This window comes from Streptomyces sp. NPDC091649 (assembly GCF_044756785.1).
In the GTDB taxonomy this organism is placed as follows: domain Bacteria; phylum Actinomycetota; class Actinomycetes; order Streptomycetales; family Streptomycetaceae; genus Streptomyces.
Genome location: NZ_JBIVTR010000012.1, coordinates 133613 through 155036, shown reverse-complemented (window position 1 = coordinate 155036; position 21424 = coordinate 133613). Strand labels below are relative to the sequence as shown.

General features: G+C 71.8%; 14 protein-coding genes, 1 tRNA gene and 3 pseudogenes. 8 read left to right on the top strand and 10 right to left on the bottom strand.

Annotation, left to right across the window (positions count from 1 at the left end):
* Positions 1-40: 40 nt before the first annotated feature.
* Positions 41-2206 carry a DUF6571 family protein gene (locus tag ACIQMU_RS21235; RefSeq protein ID WP_402689446.1) on the bottom strand — a complete coding sequence of 722 codons (2166 nt, stop codon included), beginning with the start codon at positions 2204-2206 and terminating at the stop codon, positions 41-43.
* Positions 2207-2258: 52 nt separating this feature from the next.
* A complete protein-coding gene (locus ACIQMU_RS21230; RefSeq protein ID WP_352240102.1) occupies positions 2259-2687 on the bottom strand; it encodes a hypothetical protein in 429 nt (142 codons plus the stop codon).
* 165 nt (positions 2688-2852) lie between these two features.
* Here ACIQMU_RS21230 and ACIQMU_RS21225 point away from each other — a divergent pair.
* Together ACIQMU_RS21225 and ACIQMU_RS21220 are read left to right on the top strand one after the other, a co-directional pair.
* A pseudogene (locus ACIQMU_RS21225) lies at positions 2853-2987 on the top strand (SAM-dependent methyltransferase); the annotation flags it as partial.
* A 277-nt stretch (positions 2988-3264) separates the two neighbouring features.
* Positions 3265-4212, top strand: a complete 948-nt coding sequence (locus ACIQMU_RS21220; protein ID WP_402689445.1) for an NPP1 family protein — start codon at positions 3265-3267, stop codon at positions 4210-4212.
* Between the two features lie 158 nt (positions 4213-4370).
* Here ACIQMU_RS21220 and ACIQMU_RS21215 read toward each other — a convergent pair whose 3' ends face one another.
* Positions 4371-4979, bottom strand: coding sequence for a TetR/AcrR family transcriptional regulator (locus ACIQMU_RS21215; RefSeq protein WP_402689444.1), 609 nt, complete (start codon positions 4977-4979; stop codon positions 4371-4373).
* 74 nt (positions 4980-5053) lie between these two features.
* Here ACIQMU_RS21215 and ACIQMU_RS21210 point away from each other — a divergent pair, with 74 nt between their 5' ends.
* Positions 5054-5464: a hypothetical protein gene (locus tag ACIQMU_RS21210; RefSeq protein ID WP_352240099.1), complete on the top strand. Its 411-nt coding sequence runs from the start codon at positions 5054-5056 to the stop codon at positions 5462-5464.
* A gap of 10 nt (positions 5465-5474) precedes the next feature.
* On the opposite strand, the gene ACIQMU_RS21205 is transcribed toward ACIQMU_RS21210, so the two are convergent.
* Both ACIQMU_RS21205 and ACIQMU_RS21200 read right to left on the bottom strand, forming a co-directional pair.
* Entirely contained in the window at positions 5475-6089 is a 615-nt protein-coding gene (locus ACIQMU_RS21205) for a hypothetical protein (protein WP_352240098.1), read from the bottom strand.
* A 95-nt stretch (positions 6090-6184) separates the two neighbouring features.
* Positions 6185-6258: transfer RNA gene (locus ACIQMU_RS21200), tRNA-Ala, on the bottom strand.
* Between the two features lie 211 nt (positions 6259-6469).
* Between ACIQMU_RS21200 and ACIQMU_RS21195 the strand changes: the two genes are divergently transcribed.
* A complete protein-coding gene (locus ACIQMU_RS21195) occupies positions 6470-8875 on the top strand; it encodes a tetratricopeptide repeat protein (RefSeq protein WP_402689443.1) in 2406 nt (801 codons plus the stop codon).
* A gap of 242 nt (positions 8876-9117) precedes the next feature.
* A complete protein-coding gene (locus ACIQMU_RS21190; RefSeq protein WP_402689442.1) occupies positions 9118-10233 on the top strand; it encodes an ADP-ribosylglycohydrolase family protein in 1116 nt (371 codons plus the stop codon).
* A gap of 271 nt (positions 10234-10504) precedes the next feature.
* Here the strand turns inward: ACIQMU_RS21190 and ACIQMU_RS21185 are convergent.
* Positions 10505-11285: pseudogene (locus ACIQMU_RS21185) on the bottom strand (SDR family oxidoreductase).
* A gap of 88 nt (positions 11286-11373) precedes the next feature.
* On the opposite strand from ACIQMU_RS21185, the pseudogene ACIQMU_RS21180 reads away from it, so the two are divergent.
* Positions 11374-12266: pseudogene (locus tag ACIQMU_RS21180) on the top strand (hypothetical protein).
* Positions 12267-12492: 226 nt separating this feature from the next.
* On the opposite strand, the gene ACIQMU_RS21175 reads toward ACIQMU_RS21180, so the two are convergent.
* The 3 genes from ACIQMU_RS21175 to ACIQMU_RS21165 form a co-directional block, all read right to left on the bottom strand.
* Entirely contained in the window at positions 12493-12699 is a 207-nt protein-coding gene (locus tag ACIQMU_RS21175; protein WP_352240095.1) for a DUF397 domain-containing protein, read from the bottom strand.
* Between the two features lie 503 nt (positions 12700-13202).
* Entirely contained in the window at positions 13203-14060 is an 858-nt protein-coding gene (locus ACIQMU_RS21170; protein ID WP_352240094.1) for a helix-turn-helix transcriptional regulator, read from the bottom strand.
* A 255-nt stretch (positions 14061-14315) separates the two neighbouring features.
* Positions 14316-15038, bottom strand: coding sequence for a GPP34 family phosphoprotein (locus tag ACIQMU_RS21165; RefSeq protein ID WP_352240093.1), 723 nt, complete (start codon positions 15036-15038; stop codon positions 14316-14318).
* A 192-nt stretch (positions 15039-15230) separates the two neighbouring features.
* Between ACIQMU_RS21165 and ACIQMU_RS21160 the strand changes: the two genes are divergently transcribed.
* Both ACIQMU_RS21160 and ACIQMU_RS21155 read left to right on the top strand, forming a co-directional pair.
* Positions 15231-17933, top strand: coding sequence for a serine hydrolase (locus ACIQMU_RS21160; protein WP_402689441.1), 2703 nt, complete (start codon positions 15231-15233; stop codon positions 17931-17933).
* Between the two features lie 162 nt (positions 17934-18095).
* Positions 18096-20147, top strand: coding sequence for an MFS transporter (locus ACIQMU_RS21155; RefSeq protein ID WP_402689440.1), 2052 nt, complete (start codon positions 18096-18098; stop codon positions 20145-20147).
* 178 nt (positions 20148-20325) lie between these two features.
* Here the strand turns inward: ACIQMU_RS21155 and ACIQMU_RS21150 are convergent, their stop codons facing one another.
* The gene (locus ACIQMU_RS21150) at positions 20326-21228 is read right to left on the bottom strand and encodes an ATP-grasp domain-containing protein (protein WP_402689439.1); all 903 of its coding nucleotides are present in this window, start codon (positions 21226-21228) and stop codon (positions 20326-20328) included.
* Positions 21229-21424: the final 196 nt, after the last annotated feature.

Here is a 21424-nt window from a genome sequence, read left to right as displayed (position 1 = left end):
GAATTTCCTCCTGCTCGCATGGCACAGCCCGCTGTCAAGGCTATTGCCGTCCCTGACCGTAACTGTCTTTCACCTGCTGGGACGCGCTGCCGGCCACGGTCTTCGCGTGCGTCTCGCTCATGCCCGCCTCGATCGCTGCTGTATACGTTGCGTCGTACATGGCCGCCGCGGATCCGGAGCGCTGCACGGACAGGAACTCCTCCCTCTTCATTCCGGCTTCTTCGCTTGAATCTCGAGTGTAGTTTTCCACGATTGCCCCGCGGATGTCTTCTATGATCCAGCCTGCCGCATCCCCGGCCACCGGGAACCGGGAAAGGCCGGTGTCGATCGCGCGACCGGCCCACTTGTCGGCGGTTTCGATGCCCTTGTTGAACTCTGCGTCCGAGGCGATTTTGTCGTCGTACACCGCCTGGGTCCGGGAATCAGCCATGATCCCCACAATTTCCGCTCCCGGGGCTATGCGGTTGCTCAATTCCTCCGGCAGTACGTCCCCGTACGAGTCTCGCTGGTGGAAGGCGTCGTTGATGAGTTCTGTACTGACGGCCTGCTGGGACGCGACGATGGCACCGTAGGCATCGGGGTCCTTCCCCACTGCTCCCAGGAAGCGGGCCAGCTGCCCTTGATCGGCCAGGTATTCCAGATCGGCGTTGCTGCCGTACGTCTTGACCTCGATGCGTCCGCCCACCGCATCCTGAACATCCCGCATGTACTCCGCGCTGATGTTCCCGAGGCTGTCGTTCATGGCCGAGCCGTCCAGACGGCCGGGGTTCTCGCCGAACTCCGCGACGATCCGGTTGACGAGTTCGGCGCTGCCGGCCGAGTGCTTGGGCGGTGTGGCGTCCGAGTCGTGCGGCGTGCCGATCGTCGCCGATTCGAGGGCGTGGCCCAACGCGTCGTGGCCGAGCGGCTTGCCGTTCTCGCCCACGGGCCATTCGCGCGCGTCGTCGCCCTTGGCCACCAGGTAGTCCCAGTTGTCGAGGTCCTTGCCGCCCGCCTCGATGGAGTCGTTGAAGAATTCGAGGGACGCCTCGGGGTTATGCCCGAGGCCCTCCATGAAACCGGCGAAGGGGTCGTTGGGCTCGTCGGTCGGCGGGTAGTTCAGGTTGGCCGTGTCGCGCCAGGCCACGTCCGGGTCCCCGGGGAACTCGCGCTCGTGCTTGACCAGGGCCGTGCCGTAGTCGTTGAGGAACTCGTCGTCGAACTTGCCCTTGCCCATCAGGCTGCTCATGACCTGGAAGCCGCTGGGCCCCATGGGCAGCGTCTGGATCGTGAACGGCCTGTCCCCGGCGGCGATCACATCCCGCTTCCAGGTCTCCATGGCCGGGCTGTCGCTGTGTGAGGCGTTGGCCAGGGTCATGCTCAGGTTGTCCTGGACCTGGGCGAGAACCTTCGCCCGCTCGCCCTCTACCGCACCGCCGGGCGGAGCCGCCAGATCCCGCCAGAACTGGAGTGTGCCGTCCGCGCCCAGCGTGGTGGCGAACCGTTCGCTGAACCCCGGGTTGTCGCGCTGGTCGATCAGCGTCTCGTTGAAGCGTTCGACGTCCTTGTCGCTCCACTCCCCGGGGTCGCTCTCCTTCACCCTCTTCGCCCAGTAGTCGGCGTCCGCCCTGCCCTGCCGGTCGTCGGCCTCCTTGAGCCCGCCGGGGCCGTCGCCGGTGAAGTCGTGCTTGTTCTTGGCGAGTGCGCGCAGGGCGCGAGCGGCGATCCGGTCCGTTTCGCTCGCCTCCCAGAGGACCCGCTTGACCCGGCGTGCCGCGACGGCCAGTTCCTCGTCGCTGGGGTTGTGGATGTCCCCGGTGCCTGCCGCGGCGCCCGAGGGCACGGAAGCGACGGCACCGCCCTTGGCGTTGATGTAGATGTTCTGCTTGGCGACGTCGTCGATGACCGTCCGCAGGTCCGCCTTGTGCTTCTTGAACGCCGCGCCGGCGTCCCGCAGGATGCCGAGCACGCTCGTGGCCTGGCCTGCCACGTCCTGGAACTCGATCGCCGTCTTGGTGACGAACTCCTTGGTGACGGTGGCATTGAGCCCCTGCCAGTCAGCGGCCTTCGCCTCTGTCTCCAGCCTCTTGGCGTTCACCCCGCCCCCGTCACCGGTGGAGAGCGTCTTGAGGCGCTTGGCCATGGTCTCCCAGTCCGCCACCGCCGTGTCGAGTGTGCCCAGGCGCAGGTCCGTCAGCTCCTGCGCGGTCATCGTCTCGGTCGCCATGCGTTGCCCAGCCCCCGTGTGCTGTTCGCCGGATCTTCCCGGTTTGCGATAGTTACTTGATGTAGTCGTCGATCTTCGACACGGGCAGGCTCGTCGCGACCTGGACCTGGTCCTTGGCGTGCTGCGCGCGGGTGAAGTCGAAGTGGTTGGAGATGTGCGCGCAGGCGTCCTTGAGCGTCCCGGCCTGGGTGTTCCACGCGTCATGGAGCTCGGTCAGGGCCGCGCCCATGTCGAGCCCGTCGTTGAACAGGTCGATCGACGCGGTGAACGTGCTGGGGCGGGCGAAGTCGCTGTCCACGCCGAACTTCTGACGCAGTTCGTAGGCGGTGTTGCCCATCTTGCCCAGCTCGTCGTCGTGGACGACCAGATCACCGTCGCCCGCCGTGCCGCCTCCACCGGGCGTCGCCTCGTTGAGCCGCATGCGGGCGGAGTCTCGCTGGGCCGCCTCGCTCTTGAGCTGTTCCCACTCGTCCCATGCCATGAACTGAACCGTCCCCCCGCGCGGCCGACCAAGAGCTCTTCACCCTGCACGTTAGCAACCCGTGTGTCGGATGAAGCCGTCGGAGGTGGGTGGGCGCAACTCGGTCACACCGATACCCGCACCCGCCCGTGGATCCCGCGACGTCGCTCGGCATAGCGTTGCGCCGTGATCGAACCCTCGCACCTGGACACGACACGACAGTCGTACGACGCCGTCGCCGCCGACTACGCCCGGTCCGTCAAGGACCCGTGCGAGCTGGACCCGCTGTCGCGCGCCGTGCTGGCCGCGTTCGCCGAACTCGCGTCCTGCCGCGTCCTTGCCTACGCCTGCTCTCGACCGTCCCAAACCATAGGCCCTCCGTGGGGCCGTGCGTCGATTCTTCGTCTGCGATGGGGCCGCCTGTTCCCCCACGTTATCTTCGCTCCCTGATCGTTCGCCGGGAGGGCGAGAACCGCCTGCCAGGTGACAGGTGAGAGGCGATCCTTCGTTTCTCTTTGTCATGACCCGGGCAACACTTGCGAGGGTCGACCCCCGCCCTCATGTGCTGCTACGTCAGATGAGTCAGGAGCGAGAAAACATGCGAACTCCGCCGATACCGCCCATGCCCACCGGTAGCCCCGGTGCCGGCGCCGGCGGCGTGAACGCTCCACTTCCCGTCAGCGATCGCGCCAACAGTCGCGTCAGCGCCCGTGCCGGCATCGCGGCCCGCGACGGCGCCGCTCGTAACCGCTCCGCCGGATCGACTCGCGCCCGCAACGGCGTCGCCCGCACCGCGGCCGTCCTCGCCGCCGCCGGCCTCCTCGTGCTGGGCACCGCGTCCGCCGCCCACGCCGACCCGCCGGGCAACCTTCCCCAGAACGCCGGCGGTTACGAGCAGACGTTCTCGCCGGCCTTCGACTACGACGGCGACGGCTGCTACGCCACCCCCGCCATCGGCCCGGACGGCACGCTCGCGACGGGGCTGAGGACGACCGGTGCGATCAACGGAAGCTGCCGGGACCGGTGGGATCTGGACAACTCCCAGACCTACGCCCGCTCGAAGTGCAACAACGGCTGGTGCGCCATCGTCTACGCGAGCTACTTCGAGAAGGACCAGGCCGTCCACGGCAGCGGACTCGGTGGCCACCGCCACGACTTCGAGCACGTGATCTCCTGGGTCAACCAGGGGTCCGACCGGGTGGATTACGTATCGACGACCCAGCACAGCACCGTGAAGACCTATCCGCGCTCGCAGGTCCGGTTCGACGGCACGCACCCCAAGGCCGTCTACCACAAGGACGGTTGGAGCACGCACTTCTTCCGCCTCGCCAACGGAAATGACGAGCCGCCCGAGAACCACTACGGCAACTGGCGTTACCCCCCGGTCGTCGACTGGAACGGCTTCCCCAGCACCGAGCTGCGCGACAGGCTCATGAACGCCGACTTCGGGGCCGCGACCATCAAGGTCACGGACAAGGACGACCGCTTCCGCCGCCTCCTCGACAGCTCCAAGCCCGCCGGAATCCCGTTCGACCCCTGGGCCTGACGGGAGCTTCACGGCCTCCAAGCCGGAAGCCGAAGGGTGGGCGTGCGCGATGCCCGGGGCGCACACGCCGTCCGTGGGCGATGCCCGGGGCGCACGCACCGGCCGTGGGCGATGCCCGGGGCGCACGCACCGGCCGTGGGCGAGGAGCGCGGAGAAGGTCATGCGTCCGTGCCCGCCCGCCCGGGCCGGGCGGTGTGCGGGATATGCCGGGACGTATGGCGCTCGTCGCCGTGGCGGGGCAGGCCGCGTAGCAGCGTGTCGAGGTAGAGGCCGAACGGCGGCTCCTCCGGGGCGTCGCCCGCGGCCGCCAGCCAGCGGACTACGCCGAGCCCGAAGAGGTTCCAGTTCAGCTCTGCCTGTTCCGCGTCGGCGCCCCCGGCGCGGAACGCGGCGATGGCCTTCTGGCGCAGCCGCTCGAAGGACGCGGGGTGGTGGCGGTGCGGGCGGGCCACATGGGCGGCGTATCCCGGTACCGCCAGGAACTCGTCGTGCATCGCCCACGCCAGCCGCGCCAGCCAGTCGAGCCAGGTCCCCGCGCCGGGGTCGTCCTCGGGGAGCACGCGCCCGACCATGACCTCGCTGACGAGGTCCAGGACGCCGTCGCGATCGGGCACCCACCGGTAGAGCGCCGCGTGCGAGACCCCGAGTCGTGCCGCGAGCGCGCGCATGGTGAGCGTCTGGACGCCCCCTCGCAGGGCGGCCTCGGCGATCAGCTCCCGGCTCAGCCGCGGCGGCCGCCCGGGCCCGTTCCTTCCGGTGCTGTTCATCGGCGCAAGCGTACGCAGGCACGGTCGCACCCTCATTAGTGACCGCTGGTCACTAATCCTGTTAGGGTCGCCCGATGGACACCCGGCGAGTACGAGGAACGGCACCCGGCCCACGAGAGATCGACGCCTCCCAGCTGCCCGTGGAGCAGGCCCAGGCGCTCGTCCTCGACGAGCTGCGTGCGCTGACGGAGCGTGCCGAGCCCTTCACGGCGGTCCTCCTGATGCCCGGGCCACCGGAGGGGCGCGCTCCTGTGGCATCCGGTGCCCCCGCCACTTCCACCGCCGACCGCATCCGGACCCTCAAGCTGATCCGGCCCGGGCTCACCGCGCTCTGCCGCGGCCTCGCCTTCGTGGCACCCGCGGACATCCCGGCGGAGCGCGCGCAAGCGATCCACAGCGGCGAGAATCTCTGGGGCTGCCCGACCATGGCCACTCAGGACGTGACGGCCGCCCGTGCGTGGGCCGAGGCGCGGGACAGGTTGTGAAGGGACCGGCTCAGCCCAGAGTGAGCTGAAAATGGGCGGTCTCCCGGTAGGCGGCGCCCGGAGGGGTGATCTCCACCGTCACCGGAATGCCGTGCCGGGACGACTTGAGGCGGATCGGGACCTCGCGTTCGTCGCCCTCGGCGAGAGGCGGCGCGAGGGCGGCGGTGGACTGGTCCTTGTGCGGCCAGGACATGTCGTAGCCGCTGTCGTCGTCATCGCCCGATGGGCCGGCCCGGACGACGAGGGGAGCGGGGAACGTGTCCTCGCCGAGCCGCAGTTCGTCACCGGTGCCGTTCTCGAAGGTCACGGTGAGGCTGTAGGTGCCGTCGCCATGAGGCCGGGGGCGGCTGACGGTGACCCGCAGGCCGTCCTCGTACCGGGCTGTCGCGCCGGCCCCGTGCGGATGGTCCGCGCCGCCCGAACGGCCGGGCTGCTCCTTCCGCCCGTCGGCGGTGAGGTTCTTCTCGAACTCCGCGACCGCGGCCGCTCCCATGAGGACGAGGACGACGAGGGCGGCCACCGCGATCGCGCAGCCGCGTGCCCGCCGCGAGCTGGTGGCGGATGCAGCGTCGCCGGGGGAGGCGTTCGCGGGCGGCGTGTCTGCTGCGGTCGCTTCCGGGTCCATACGCGGCACGCTAGTCAGCGACCGGCGCGGGTTCATGAGCTTCGGTACTCAAGGCGCGGTCGAGTAGGCGCGGTGCATCCCGGCGGTCGACAGGACGGGGCCGACCGGATTCGAACCGGCGTGCTCCCACATGCGGTGAAGGCGCGACGACCACTGCGCTACGGGCCCCGCCCCGCACGGAAGCCTACGGCGGCGGTGCCCGCGCCGCTACGCACTTTCCCGGCGGCCCAGCGGAGGCGCCAGGGCCCGCGCCCCCACCGGTGCGGCCGGCGGCGGCGCTGTCACCGGGTCGCGGGCGAGGCGTCGGGCGGGCGCTTCGTGGTCCTCCGCGCTCCTGGGCGGCGGCTCCCCGCGCCCGGGTCCGCTGACAGACTGGACCCATGCCTCCGTCCAGCCCTCGCCGGCTCTCCCTCCAGCAGATCGTCGAAGGTCGGCGCCGCGCCGCCTTCGTCGGGCGTACGGCCGAACTAGACCTGTTCCGCGCTAACTTCGCCCGGCCGCCCGAGGACCCCCGGCACCGGTTCGTCTTCCATGTGCGGGGCAACGCGGGGGTCGGCAAGACCTCGCTCGTACGGGAATGGCGGGAGGCCGCGCGGGAGTTCGGGGCCGTCACCGCCTGGGTCGACGAGGGCGCCGACTCGGTGCCTGACGTACTCGCCGCCATCGCGGGACAGTTCGCCGAGCAGGGCTGTCCGCTCAAGGCTTTGGACCGGCTGCTCGCGACGTACCGGCGCGCGCTCCATGACGCGGCCGGCCGGCTCGCGACGGACGGCGAGGCCGCGACCGGGGGCCCTTCGCCCGGGGCGCTCGCCGCCGCGCAGGCCGGGCTGATCGCGGCCGGGGCGATACCGGTCGTCGGTGCGCTGGCCGGGGGCATCGACCCGGCGGTCGTCGCGCGGGGCGCGGGCGGGCTGCGGGCGGTGTTCGGGGGGCGGGCCCGGCAGCAGGAGGAGGCCCGGCTGCTGGCGGAACCGGTGGGCGTCCTCACGCCGGTGTTCGTCGCCGAGCTGGACCGGGTCGCGGACACCGTGCCCTGGGTCGCCCTGTTCCTGGACACCTACGAGCGCACCGCGCCCCAGCTGGACCGGTGGCTGGCGGACCTGCTGACGCCCGGCCGGTACGGCGAACTGCCCGCCAACCTCGTCCTGACCCTGGCCGGACAGCGCCGCCTCGACCCGGTGTGCTGGGGCGACCGGGGCCGTCTCGTCGCCGACGTGCCGCTGGGGCCCTTCACGGAGGAGGAGTCGCGCCAACTCCTCACGGAGCGCGGCGTGGTGGCGGAGCCCGCCGTACGGGAGGTGCTGCGGCTGTCCGGCGGGCTGCCGGTCCTGGTGTCGACGCTCGCCGCCAACCCCGGCGCGGCCGGTGAGGCGAACGCCACCGCCGTCGAGCGCTTCCTCGCGGGCGAGAGCGACCCGGTCCGCCGGGCGGCCGCGCTCGCCTGTGCGCTGCCCCGCCGGTTCGACGAGGACCTGGTCGCCGTCGCCGTACCGCAGGACGGGCCGCACGCCGTGCCGGGGCTCTACGACTGGCTGCACGAACTGCCGTTCGTCGCCGAGCCGTACACCGGGCGCTCCCGCTACCACGCCGTCGTCCGGGCCCCGATGCTCCGCCTCCAGCGCACCGGTTCCCCGCAGCGGTGGACGGGGACGCACGACCGGCTGGCCGACGCGTTCGCCGCCCGGCGGGACGCGGCGGCCCACGGCGTCGACCCGGAACGCCTCTGGGCCGACGAACCGTGGCGGCGGGCCGCCCTCGACGTCCTGTACCACCGGCTCTGCGCCCGCCCCCGCGCCGCGCTGCCCGACGCGCTGCGGGCCGGGATCGCGCTGTGCGGGCAGCAGCCCTCCGCCGCCCGCCACTGGGCCCGGACGCTCGTGGAGGCGGGCGAGGACGCCGACAGCGCCGCGCTCCGCGACTGGGGCCGGGACCTGCTCGCGGCGGTGACCGACCATGGGCCCCGCCCCACCGCCGCCCTCGGGCTGCTGCTCACCCGGGCGGAGCTGACCGACAGGGACCGGGCGGCGGCGCTCGTGGCCCGGGCCTGGGACCGCTTCCGGGCGCGGGAGACCGACGCGGCGCTGTCCGACCACGGGCGGGCGATCGCCGTGGACCCGAGCAGCGAACGCGCCCACCACGGACGGGCGGTGATCCTGCGGTCGCTCGGCCGCCACGAGGAGGCCCTCGCCGACCTGGACCGGGCCGAGGAGATCGCGCCCGCCTGGGCCTGGGTGGTGCGTGAGCGAGGTGAGACGTACCGGCGGATGGGCCGGCTGGAGGAGGCCCTGGCCGTCCTGGACCGGGCGCACGCCCTGGACCCGTCCGACGCCGTGCCCCTGGGCAGCCGGGGCCTGGTACGCCATGTGCTGGGCCGGTCCGAGGAGGCGCTCGACGACTTCGACCGGGCGATCGCGCTGTGGCCGGAATACACCTGGGCGCTGGTGCGGCGGTCCCGGGTCCGCACCGTTCTGGGCGACCCGGTGGGCGCCCTCGCCGACCTGGACCGGGCCGAGGAAATCTCCCCCGGTCTGGCCGGGACCGAGGGGGAGCGCGGCGAGGTGTACCGGGCGACGGGCCGGTACGAGGAAGCCGTCGCCTGCTACGGCCGGGCCCTCGCCCTGGACCCCGGCTACGCCTGGGCGCACGGCAGCAGGGCCCTCGCGCAGGAGGCGCTCGGCCGCGTCCCGGAGGCGCTGGCGGACCTGGACCGGGCGCTGGAGCTGGACCCGGGGTACCGATGGGCGCGGGCGCAGCGGGAGAGGCTGGGGGCGGTGGCCGGGCCGTAGGGCGGGACGCGCGAGAGGTGCGGGGAGCTGATCACCGACCGCAGGCGGATCTGAGGGCGGAAGCCTCACCGCACCGGTCAAAAACGACCTGCGGGACGTCCGTCGACATACCCGCACGTACTCAGATCGCCCCCTCTACCGCCCGTTCCCGTTCGATTACAGTGCTTGCGCGGTCGCCCGCACCCGGGCCCGCGCGGACGCACCCGGTGCCGGGTACGGGCAGGGACGGGGAGGGGGGCGGGGTGAGCACAGGGACCACGGCGGTCTGGGGCCGGGCCGAGCAGCAGGACTTCCGCAGCCGGGTCCGCGGGGCCCTGCTCGGCGGAGCCGTCGGGGACGCGCTCGGGGCCGGGGTCAGCGGGCTCGTGCTGGAGGAGATCCGCGCCGCCCACGGAGGCGAGGGGGTCACCGACTACGTCCCGGCGCACGGCAGACGCGGCGCCGTCACCGCCCTCACCCAGCTCACCCTGTTCACCGTCGACGGACTGATCCGGGCCCAGGTCCGTCGCGACACCGGAGCCTGGCACCCGCCCACCGATGTGCACCGGGCCCATCTGCGCTGGGCCGCCACCCAGCACGACTGGGGGCCCGACGAGCGGCGTGCGGACAACGGCTGGCTGGCCGCAGAGGAATGGCTCTACGCCCGCCGCGCCCCCGCCCGGGAATGCCTGGGCGGCTTCGGCGACACCGTCATGGGCACCCTCGATCGCCCGAAGAACCCCACCGCCCGGGACGCGGGCGCGCTCACCCGGTCCGCGCCGTTCGGGCTCCTCGTGGGCTGGGAGCCGGGGCTCGTGCTCCAGCTGGCCGTCGAGTGCGCGGCCCAGTCCCACGGCCACCCCACCGCCCAACTGGCCGCCGGAGCCTTCGCCGTACTCGTGCACGGGCTGGCGCGCGGGGAGAGCCTGGACGGTTCCGTGCAGCACACGCTGGCCCTGCTCGCCGAACGCCCCGGCCACGAGCCGGTGACCGAGGCCCTGCGGCAGGCCCTGGGATCGGTGCGGCAGGGCATCCCCGGTCCGGCGCTGATCGAGGCGCTGGGCGCGAGCGACGCCGCCGAGGAGGTCCTCGCCGTTGCCGTGTACTGCGCGCTGGTCAGCGAGGACATCCGGCACGGGCTGCGCCTCGCGGTGAACCACAGCGGCCCCTCCCGCGCCACGGGGTCCGTCTGCGGCGCGCTGCTCGGGGCGCTGCACGGCGAGACCGCGCTGCCGCCGGCCTGGCTGGTGGAGCTGGAAGGGCGGGCCACGCTCCTCCAACTGGCCGACGACTTCGCGATGGAGATGACCCAGGGCCCCGCCCTGCACAGCCCGACGGCCGTAGCCCCGGGCTGGCTGGCCCGCTACCCGCGCGGCTGACCGAACGGCTCAACGGCGGCCGGGCACAACACCGTCGAACGCGCCCGCACGCCGTCGGCGCGCCTGTACGTCAGCGCGCTCGTACATCAGCGGCGAGTCCGTACGTCGGGCGCGTCCGAGCATTCCGTACGTCTGTACGTCTGTACGTCCGGCGCCTCTGTACGTCCGGCGCCTCTGTACGTCCGGCGCCTCTGCGCCTCTGCGCGTCTGCGCGTCTGCGCGTCTGTGCGTTTGTGCGCCCGCGCGTCGGTGCATTCCGTACATCTGCGCGTCAGCGCATCAGCTCACCCGCGTTGACCAGCAGGGACTGACCGGTGATCGACCGAGCCCGGTCGGAGGCGAGGAAGGCGACGGCCTCCGCCACGTCCCGGTCCGTGGCCAGCTCCGGCAGTGCCATCCGTTCGGTGAGCCGGGCCGGCACCTCGGACTCCGGTACGCCCTCGGAGTGTGCGGCGAACCGGACGTACGCCTGTACCGGCGGCCCTCACATCCAGCCCGGCAGCACGGTGTTGACCCGGATCCGGTCCGGCCCCAGCTCCCGGGCCAGGGAGTGCATCGCCGAGGTGAGCGCTCCCTTGGACGCCGCGTACGCCGCCTGCCACACCTGGGAGGGGGCGGCCACCGCGGACTGCGTGCCGATCACCACCACCGAACCGCCCCCGTCCTTGAGGGCGGGCAGACACGCCCGGGTCATCCGCAGTGTGCCCAGGAGGTTCACATCGATGACCGAGCGCCAGGTGGCGAAGTCCGCGTCCTGGAGCCCGCCGAAGTGGCTGTCCAGGGCGGCGACATGGACCACCGCGTCGATGCCACCGAACCGCTCCACCGCCAGTGCGGCCAGCGCCGCGCACTGTGCCTCGTCCGTGATGTCGGTCGGCAGGTGGGCCGTGTGCCGGCTCCCCGGGTCGATCTCCGCCGCCACCTTGGCCAGGTTCCCCGCCGTGCGCACCGAGCACCGCGCGCCCGCCGTCCGGCACGACGGTCTCCGCGACCCGGCGCCCGAGCCCCGGGCCGACACCCGACACGATGACGGTCTTCCCCGCGAGCGACATCCGTGCCCCCCGGCCCTGGCAGTTGAATTGACGGTGCGTCAGGGTAGACGGGCGCGGCACCTGATGGAAGAGAGAGGGAGGCGGCACGATGACCGATGGGGCCGGGACGGCGCGTGATGAAGCGGCGCTCGACGGGGCGGCGCGCGGCGGGGCGGGAAGCGAGTGGTACGCGGAACTGGCGGGGGCGGGGCCGTACGGAGTGCGGCCGGGGCACCCCCTGATCACCATGGTCGAACCGCATCCGGGACATGAGTACGCGTACAACCGCTGGTACGAGGACGACCACTACTACGCGGGTGCGACGGCGATGCCGTGGATATTCGCCGGGCGGCGCTGGGTGGCCACCAAGGACCTTCGGGGGCTGCGGTATCCACGGGAGTCGGCGGTCGCCCGGCCGGTCGGCGCGGGATGCTACCTGTCGACGTACTGGGTGACCGAGGGGCGCTACGACGACCACATGAAGTGGACCGTCGCCATCAACAAGCGACTGAACCGGGACGGCCGTGTCTACCGGAACCGGACCCACGTCTTCACAGCTTTCCAGGACCACGAGGCCACCGTCTACCGCGACGGGGCCGCCGGCCCCCGGGACGTCCACGCGCTCTCGACCACCCGTACGCGGGTCTCGTCCTCCAGGTCATCGACGCCGAGGGACCCGGACAACGGGCGGAGCTGCTGGAATGGCTGCGCTCGCGCCATCTTCCGAAGCGGCTGAAGGATTCGCCGGCGGCCATGGTCACGGTGTTCCGGCCGACGCCGCTGCCCGGCGACCGGATGGCGTACGTGAAACAGGTCGAAGGGGTCGGCACCCGGCTGACGCTGCTGTGGTTTCTCCAGGAAGATCCGCGGGCCTGCTGGGAGGGGCGGTTCACCGGCCTGGACGCGGCGGTCGCGGAGAGCGGTCTCGGGCGGGTCGAACTGGTCGCCCCGTTCGTACCGACTGTGCCGGGTACGGACCGGTACGTCGACCAGCTGCGCTGACCGGACGCGGCGTCCGGCTGCGGTGCCCGACCGCGGTGTCCGGCCGCGGCGACACCGGGAGAGGGTGCCGGATCGTGCCGAGCCCCCTCGGCCAGGACGGCGAACCGGTCGAGAGGGCTCCATCAGGTGATGCGGTGATGCGGTGATGCGGTGATGCGGTGATGCGGTGATGTGGTGATCAGTGCTGCCTGAATCAGCGCTGCTGATCAGTGGCGATGCGCGGCGATCAGGCGCTGGCCGTGCCCGTGGCGACGTCACGCACGAACGCGTTCCACGCACCGGGGACGAAGGTGAGCGCGGGGCCCTCGGGGGCCTTCGAGTCACGTACGGCGATGGACAGAGCGACCGGGGACTTGACTTCGACGCATGCGCCGTTGCCCCCGGAGTACGACGACTTCGTCCACTTGTCCGTAGCACCCTCAAGAATTGCCATGTTCACTCCGGTTCAGAGAGTTGGGTGAGTCGCACCAACCTGATTCCGATTGGCGTGATCGACGCTACTCGCCAAGCCTCGTCCATGAGATGGTCGTTCACTCGACCGGATGATCCTTCCCCAGTAGACCTTCCGTGGCGAGTGGGTGGCGGTGTACTATCCCGCCGCCGCTCGCTCATGCTTCCCGGATTCCACTGCGGCCGCGGGTGCGGGTGTCCTGAATCCGCCGGTGCCGCAGAGGCGGACGGATGGCTTCGCCAGGCGGCTCGGCCTGCTCGTTCCGGCAGGCGGCTCGGCGGCTCGGCGTCCCGGGTGGCTCGGGCGGCTCCGGAGGTTCGGCGGCCCAGGCGTCCCAAGTGGCCTCGGCATTCCATGGCCCAGGCGGCCCAGGCGGCCCAGGCGGCCCAGGCGTCCCGGGTGGCTCGGGCGGCCGGGCGGTTCGGGGCCGCTCCGGCCGGCCGGGGCGAGAGGCGCTCGGCCCGGACCGGCTCGTGCGCGGCGGCTCAACTCGTGTACGACTTGGCGATCTTGCTGATGAACTCCCGGGTCTGCTCCACGTTCAGAGCCTGCGCCCGCAGGTGCTCGTACATCACGCTGTAGCGCTGCACGTCGTTCGCCTTCTCCAGGTAGAGATCGCTCGTGACGCCCTCGATGTAGACGACGCTGGAGTCCGCGGCGTCCGGGAACTCCAGGATCGCGTACTGACCGTTGATGCCCGGGTGCGCGCCCATGTCGAACGGCAGGACCTGCACGGTGACGTGCGGCAGGTGCGACTGCTCGACGAGGTGTTCCAGCTGCTCGATCATGACCTGCTTGTCGCCGACCCGTCGGCGCAGTGCCGACTCGTCGATCACGGCCCACAGCCGCAGCGGGTTGTCGGGCGCGTTGACCCGGTCCTGCCGCCGCGACCGTACGTTGACCCGCTTCTCGATGTCCGAGGGAGGGGCCTCGGGCAGGGCTCCGCTGATCAGCGCCTCGGCGTACGCCCGGGTCTGGAGCAGGCCCGGAACCATCTGGGGCTCGTACACCCGCAGGGATTCCGCGTCGGTCTCCAGGCCGATGTAGACGCTGTACGGGATGTCACCGAAGGCATGCCACCAGCCCTGCTGGCGGGAGTCCTTCGCCATCTGCATGAGCGAGTCGACGATGCGGTGGTCCTCGACCTCGTACACCCCGCAGAGATCGCGTACATCGCGCTGGCTGATGGAGCGGCGGCCGTTCTCCAGGCGGCTGATCTTCGACTGCGAGACCAGCAGCCGCTCCGCGACTTCCTCGGCCGTCATGCCTTTGAGTTCGCGCAGGCGGCGCAATTCCTGGCCCAACCTGCGTCGCCTGACAGTGGGATTGACGTTGGACGGCACGGAAACGGCACCTCCGGCTATGTAGCTGTGCGTATCTACTGCTCAGCAGATTGCCACCCCTTGCCCCGGCCGCGCTGGGAAACGGCCACACGCGGGCAGCGGGGGCGTACGCACCGGTGCGCGCGACGGCGCACAAGCGCACGGGGCAGCCGGTGATGGTGACTACCGGCTGCCCCGTGCGTGGTGCGGCTCCCGGACCGGGTCCTGTGACGACGGGACCACGGTACGGCGGTGTGCTGTTCTCAGGCCCTGCGGTCAGCTCGCGGCGGTGTGCGCCATGCTGCCGCGACGGGCCTGTGCTTGCGGCTGCAACGGAACGCCCGCTGCCTGCTGCTGCGTACGGCGCGGCTGGACGGCCACACCGTTCTGGACGTCCATCACGGCGTGCGCCACAAGTCCGCCCATCGGGTCGTGCCTGATCAGGTCCCGGAGCCGGGAGCGCGATGAACGCCCCTCGTTCCCGGGGTACAGATGTTTGCCGAGTCCGACCGCGTGGGCCAGCGCGGCGAGTGCCGCGGTCCGCGGGTCCGGCGGTACGCCGGTGCGGATCGCACTGTCCAGCCGGTTCCTGATGTCCCGGCTGATCGCCGTCTCCGTCGCTTGGTAGCGAGTCGTCGGCAGCACTCCGCACATCTGGCCCGCCACGGCATGAACCATGCCGCACCGCTCCAGATGAGCGAGGTAGATCTGGCGCAGCCCCAGGCGGGGCCCGCCGATCCAGTGGACCGCCCGGACCGGGCTGCCACGACGGCGCAGCAGTTCCAGTGCGGAGTCCAGAGTCGGATCTCCTGTCGGCCGTGGCATCACCACGGCGATACGATCCCCGTCAGGGGCTATCCGTCCTGCCAGAGCCAGCTCCACTAGCTGTGCCCCGGCCAGGCCGAGGTCGAGCGACTGCGGCTGCGCTGTGGTACCCGTGGTCGGGTCCAGAGCGAGCAACAGAAGCTCCTCCGGGATTGTTCTGCGGCTCCTGCCCATCCATGCCTCCCCGCGTGGATGTCTGACAGGGTGACCCCTCTCACATTGGTCTGTCGAGAGCGCCTGACTGCTTTGTATGGGAACCAGTAGGTATGTCGTTCTCGTCTAGCAGCTCGGCCAGGGGTTCACACAGGACACTGGTAGATGGTTCGGACAGCGCGGGGTGGCCCCGCAGCGCATGAGGAGGCATCGGTGGCGGGCGAGTCCCCCGACAAAACGGAGCAGCAGAAGTCGTCGGGGACGGCTGCGGAGGAACGCGACCCGCGCTTCGCCGTGTTCCGTGCCCCCGGCGCGGACACGAAGACGGAGACGGGCGAGGACACGAACGCGGGCGGCAGCGGGAACACGGGCACGGGCGACGCGGATACGGGCGCCACGGACGCGGTTGACGCGGATACGGGCGCCACGGACGCGGTTGACGCGGATACGGGCAGGGATGCGAACGGCGGCGCGGGCACGGGCGCTACGTCCGACACGGCGACCGCTGTGTTCCGCCCCCGTCTTCCGGCGGACGCCGCGCGGCGCGCGTCCGATGTTCAGCCCCCTTCCGGGACCGGCGAGCCGGAGCCCGAGTCGAAGTCCGAGCCCGGGCCGAAAGGCGAGTCCGGGCCTGGACACGCGCCCGAGTCCGAGCCGGAGCCCGAGTCCGAGCCCGTGAGTGAGGCTGTGACCGCTTCCACGGGCCCTGGGGCGGCTGCCACGCCTTCGGAGGGCACGGGCGACGCCGAGGGCGGCACGAGCCCGGACACGGCCGCGGAGGCGTCCGGGGCGAAGGCGTCTGTGGAAGGACCGGCAGGCCGGCCCGAGGCCGGACCCGAGCCCGGTCCCGGGACCGAGCCCGGTGACGGCCGGCTGCGTGCTGCGGTGGCAGCCTGGGTCGACGCCGCGGCCGAGGACGAGCCGACGGCTCGCGCCGAGGGCGACGCGGTGTCCGATGCAGGGTCCGAGACCGGGCCGAAGCCTGAGGCCGAAGCGAAGCCGGAGCCGCAGCCGGACGACAAGCCGAAGCCCGAGCCCACGTCCCCGACCGGGCCAAAGCCCGAGCGCATGTCCGAGCCGGACGCCGACGATGCCTCCGACCTGCAAGGAATCGATCAGCCCACCGCGATCTTCAAGGCGGTCAAGCCGGGCAGGACGGCCGGGTCGGCCGAGCCGGTCGACCAGGCGACGACCGCGCTGAAGCTCCCCCCGAACGCGGACAAGTCCGGGAGCGGGAGCCAGGGCGCGGACAAGTCCGGGAGCGAGAGCCGGAGCGAGGGCAGGAGCCGGGACAAGAATCAGGACACGGACCGGGACACGGACCGGGACGCGAACCGGGACAAGAAGCAGGACCGGAACGAGGGCCGGAGCCCGGGCGAGAGCGGAAGCAGCCCCGAGAACGAGGTCGAGCGCACGAGCACGTTCGTGCCGCTGCGCTCCGACGTCGTACGGCCGACCCCCGCGCCCCGCAAGCCGGAGCCCGGGACCGCGGCCCGGCCCGGGGAGGCAGGGTCCGCGGCGCACGAGGCGTCCGCAGGCACCCCGGAGACCGGCTCTTCGGCCCCCACGGCGCCCGCCGCCCCGTCCTGGGCGGCAGCCGAGCGGACCCGGCAGCAGCCGCTGCCGCCGAGGCCGCCGCTCGACCTCCTGGCCGAGCTGACGAACACCCCGCCACCCCCGGAGACCCCGGTCCGGACCGCCGTCCGACGGGTCAAGATCTGGACCCCGCTGGTGCTCCTCCTGCTGATCGTCTTTGCGATCGTGCAGGTGATGCGCCCGCTGCCGGAGCCCTCGCTGGAGCTGACGGCGAAGCCGACGTACACCTTCGAGGGCGGCGCGACGGAGCTGTCCTGGCCGGGCCAGGGCCAGTCGGCCGTGATGGTGGACGGCGTGGGATCCCTCGGTTCGGAGGGCGCGCAGAAGCCGGCCCCGATCGCGAGCGTCGCGAAGGTCATGACGGCCTACGTGATCCTTCAGGAGCACCCCCTCAAGGGCGACGAGGAGGGCGAGACGATCACTGTCGACCAGCAGGCCGAGGACGAGTCCAAGCGACCCGACGAGTCGACGGCCCCGTTGACCAAGGGGCAGCGGCTCAGCCAGCGGCAGATGCTTCAGCTGCTGATGATCCCCTCGGGGAACAACGCGGCGCGGCTGCTCGCCCGCTGGGACGCGGGTTCCGAGGACGCGTTCCTCGACAAGATGAACGACGCGGCGAAGGAGCTCGGGATGACCGGCTCGACGTACACGGACCCGAGCGGGCTGAAGAAGTCCACGGTCTCCACCGCCACCGACCAGCTGAAGCTGGCGCAGGCGGTCATGCGTAACGAGGTCTTCAGGAAGATCGTGGACATGCCCCAGATCAAGATCGAGGGCATAGACGGCATGATCTACAACAACAACAACATTCTGCTTCAGCCGGGTGTGAGCGGCATCAAGACCGGGTCCTCCACCCCCGCGGGCGGGAACCTGCTCTGGTCCGCGAATACCAAGGTCGACGGCAAGATGCTGTGGATCTACGGAGCGGTCATGGGCCAGCAGGCCGGTACCGGCCGGGTCTACGACAGCCTGGAGCTGTCCCTGCAGAACAGTCTCAAACTGATCAAGGACGCGCAGAAGGCCGCCACCTCGGCGACGGTGGTGAAGAAGGGCGATGTCGTCGGGTACGTGGACAACGGGTTCGGCGCGCAGACCCCGGTAGTCGCCACCAAGAACCTCAAGGCGGTCGGCTGGTCCGGCCTGGAGGTCGAGCTCGAGGTCACGGACAACGGCGAGGGCATCGACCACGCCGCGAAGGCCGGGAGCGAGGTCGGCATGGTGACCGTGGGCACCGGACCCGGGAAGGTCACGGCGCCGGTGGTGCTGCAGAGCGACCTGACCGAGGCCGCCTTCGGCGACAAGCTGACCCGGATCGGCTGAGACGCCGGAGCACGGGAGGGGCGGGCGGCGCAGCCCGCCCCTCCCTGTTTATGACAGAGATACGTGTCGGAGGTACGTGTTAGCGTCCCCGGACAACTCAAGGATGCTGGGACGGGTCCTTGAAGGGCCCGGGGCCCGGCGCGGAGGACGGGGAGAGCCGTAGTGACCACCGCGGAGCCGAAGCCCGGCCGCGAGGCGGACGAAACCACCGGGGCCGGGGGCGACACCCCGCAGGTTCGCGTGCCGTCCCCCCGCATCCCGGAAACCCCTGTTCGCCCCGATTCCCCCGAGCCTCCCGAGCCTGCCTCCGCCGGCTCCGTCGGCTCCGTCGCCTCCCCCGACCTCTCCGCTCCCCGCGGCACCTCTGCTCCCCCAAACTCGTCTCATTCCGCTGCCGGCTCTGCTTCCCCTGCCGGCTCTGCTCCCCCTGCTTCCCCTGGGTCTCCCGTGTCTCCCGAACCCTCCGCGGAACCGGCCGCCCCCGCGCCGGCGTCCACCCCGGTCCGACGGATGCTGCGGCACCCCGTCACCATCGCGACGGCGGCGGCCGCCGCCGTCCACCTGCTGTGGTTCTTCTTCTTCGCCAACACCGGCGGCGACATCGCCGCACAGGACGCCTGGGCCGAGTTCGTGGGCAGGCACCCCGGTACGGCGTACAACCTGGCCTGGTACGGGGGCATGCACCCCGTTTCGTACAGCGTGGTCTCGCCCTACCTGATGTCGCTGCTCGGCGTCCGCACGACGATGATGGTCGCCGGCACGCTCTCCTCCGCGCTCACCGCGCTGATCCTCGTGCGGGTGCCGGCCGTCCGCAATCCGCTGGCCTGCTCGCTCGCCGCGGTCTTCGCCTTCCTGTGCAACGCGCTGTCGGGCCGGGTGACGTTCGGGCTCGGCATGATGTTCGCCGTCGGCGCGGTGGCCGCGGTGTTCTGCTGGCCCCACCGGTGGCGGTACAAGCGGTGGGCCAAGGCCGGGGTCGCCGCCCCGCTCGCCGCGCTCGCGACCGCGTCCAGCCCGGTCGCCGGACTCTTCCTGGGCGTCGTCGCGGCGGCGCTGTTCCTCCACAAACGACGCCCCGGCGCGTACGCGATCGGGCTCGCCCCGGTGGCCGTGGTGGGGATGTCCGCCTGGCTGTTCCCCTTCTCGGGTACGCAGCCGATGTCGTTGGGGACACTGTCGCTGCCGTTCATCTTCGCGGCCCTGGTCTACGTCCTCGTGCCGCGCGACTGGAACACGGTCCGCACCGCCGCCGCCGTCTACGGACTCGGCACGCTGCTCACGTACGTCATCGACTCGCAGATCGGGTCGAACATCACGCGCATGGCGATGCTGTTCGCCGGGGTGGCGCTGCTCGCCGCCCTGCCCTACGCGGTGCCGCGGAGCCGCCGCTGGTACGCCCTGGTGCTCGCCTTCGCCGGACTCAACTTCTGGATCGGCTTCAAGAGCGTCGACGACATCGTCCGCACCGCGCCCGCCGCGTCCTGGAACCGTGAACTGGCCCCGCTGATCAACCAGCTCCAGCAGGTGGAGGCCGAACGCGGCCGGGTCGAGGTCGTGCCCGCGAGCAGCCACCGCGAGGCGTCCGCACTCGCCCCGTACGTCAATCTGGCCCGCGGCTGGAACCGCCAGGCGGACATGAAGCGCAACCCGCTCTTCTACGACGACACGCTCGACCCGGTGAACTACCGGGAGTGGCTGGACCGCTGGGCCGTGCACTACGTGGTGCTCCCCGAGGACCGGCCGGACTCCAGCGGGGCGGTCCAGGAGGCGCAGCTGGTCGAGCAGGGGCAGCCGTATCTGCGAGAGATCTGGAGCGACGAGAACTGGAAGCTCTTCCGGGTCCTGGACCCGGTGCCCCTCGCCGATCCGCCCGCGATGGTGGAACGGGCGGGCGCGGGCGAGCTGACCATCACCGTGAAGTCGGCCGGCCGGGTGCTGATCCGGATCCCGTACACGCGCTGGCTCGCGCTCGTCGACGAGGACGGCAAGAGTGTGGAGCGCCCGCAGGAGACCGAGGAGTCGAAGGAGCGGTCCGCGGCCGACGAGACCGCCCCGAAAACCTTCGTCAACACCCACGGCTGCCTGAACAAGGTCGAGGAGGGCCCGTACGGCGACGAGTGGACCGAACTGCTCGCGCCGCGCCCGGGCGTGTACCGGCTGGCGGCCCCGTACCAGCTGACGCCGGGCACGCCCTGCCCCGAAGAGCTGAGCTGAGCTGAGCCGAGCCGAGCGGCGTGTCCAACGGCCGACTGACCCGCGGGCACATTGACCCGCGGGCCGGCTGACCCACGGGCCGGCTGACCCACGGGCCGAATGACCCACGGGCCGAATGACCCACGGGCCGAATGACCCACGGGCCGGCTGACCCACCGGTCCACTGGCCTTACAGGTGCTACCGCACGAAGCCGCGGTCGTGCGGGGTCAGGTCCGTGGCAGGTCCCGCCGCGCGGAGGACGGTGTCGAGGGCGCGGTCCGGGGAGGCCGCGTAACATCCGCTGGCCCAGGCGGCATTGGCTTCGATCGCGGCCCACCGGCCCTCCTCGTCCCGGCCGACGTCGACGACGATCGCGGAGGGCAGCGTCTCCCCGGCGGCTGCGAGGACATCGCGTCCGAAGGCGAGCGCGTCACCGTCCGGCGGTCCGAGCCGGAGGCGGCCCGCCTCGGCGTACTGTCCGGCCGTGTGGACGGCTCCGTCCAGCAGGTGGAGCCGGTATTCGACGGTGAACGTCATCACGTCGCTCACCAGGACCACGGTTGCCGGATCCACGGCATCCGGACCGGGCAGCCGCGACCCGTCCGCGTACACGAGCGCCGGAATGCTCTTGTCGTTGGGCGACTTGACGAAGGCCGGCCGCCGCAGACGGTACGCCTCACCGATGGGCATCGCCCGGACGTCCCGCCGGGTCAGCGCCCGAGGAAGCCGCGCGAGCCAGTCGGCGGGAGCCTCCAGGAGAGCGATCCCGAGCGCGGGAGCGACGACGTCGGCGAAGGAGGGGCCGGCGTGCAGATGTACGGCGGGCCCGTCACCTCCCATACCCTCCGTTCCCATGCCCTCCGTCGACGCTGCCCCTCCTTTCGGCCTCGCCCCCTCCTTGGGCCCTGCCGTCTCCCTCCGCGCTGTCCCCTGCGTCCGCCCGGCCGCGTCCGTCCACCCGGGCCTTCCCAGCCCTTCCGGTACGGCGGAGGCCGCCCCCTCCACGATCCGCAGCCCGCGCCGCAGCGCGGTGGCGCGCAACGCCCGGGCGGAGGCGGTGAGCCGGGGCGGGAGGACGAGGGTGCGCGGCGGGCAGTTCATGGCGGCAGATCCTCCCGTACAGGTGCACCGCGCCGCACCGGCTTTTCCGGCACGGCAGGGGAGGGGAGAGGGACGGGCGAGAAGAGGAGCCGGTGCGAGGCGTGGAGGAAGCCGGCCACGGGAGGGCGGCGCGAGGCGTGGAGGAAGCCGGCCACGGGAGGACGGGGCGAGGGACCGGCGCGAGGAACCGGCGGAA

Bases quoted from the DNA above. Each gene is read 5' to 3' on its own strand.
- ACIQMU_RS21235 (WP_402689446.1), bottom strand. From the start codon at position 2,206: ATGGCGACCGAGACGATGACCGCGCAGGAGCTGACGGACCTGCGCCTG.
- ACIQMU_RS21230 (WP_352240102.1), bottom strand. From the start codon at position 2,687: ATGGCATGGGACGAGTGGGAACAGCTCAAGAGCGAGGCGGCCCAGCGA.
- ACIQMU_RS21220 (WP_402689445.1), top strand. From the start codon at position 3,265: ATGCGAACTCCGCCGATACCGCCCATGCCCACCGGTAGCCCCGGTGCC.
- ACIQMU_RS21215 (WP_402689444.1), bottom strand. From the start codon at position 4,979: ATGAACAGCACCGGAAGGAACGGGCCCGGGCGGCCGCCGCGGCTGAGC.
- ACIQMU_RS21210 (WP_352240099.1), top strand. From the start codon at position 5,054: ATGGACACCCGGCGAGTACGAGGAACGGCACCCGGCCCACGAGAGATC.
- ACIQMU_RS21205 (WP_352240098.1), bottom strand. From the start codon at position 6,089: ATGGACCCGGAAGCGACCGCAGCAGACACGCCGCCCGCGAACGCCTCC.
- ACIQMU_RS21195 (WP_402689443.1), top strand. From the start codon at position 6,470: ATGCCTCCGTCCAGCCCTCGCCGGCTCTCCCTCCAGCAGATCGTCGAA.
- ACIQMU_RS21175 (WP_352240095.1), bottom strand. From the start codon at position 12,699: ATGGCAATTCTTGAGGGTGCTACGGACAAGTGGACGAAGTCGTCGTAC.
- ACIQMU_RS21165 (WP_352240093.1), bottom strand. From the start codon at position 15,038: ATGGGCAGGAGCCGCAGAACAATCCCGGAGGAGCTTCTGTTGCTCGCT.
- ACIQMU_RS21150 (WP_402689439.1), bottom strand. From the start codon at position 21,228: ATGAACTGCCCGCCGCGCACCCTCGTCCTCCCGCCCCGGCTCACCGCC.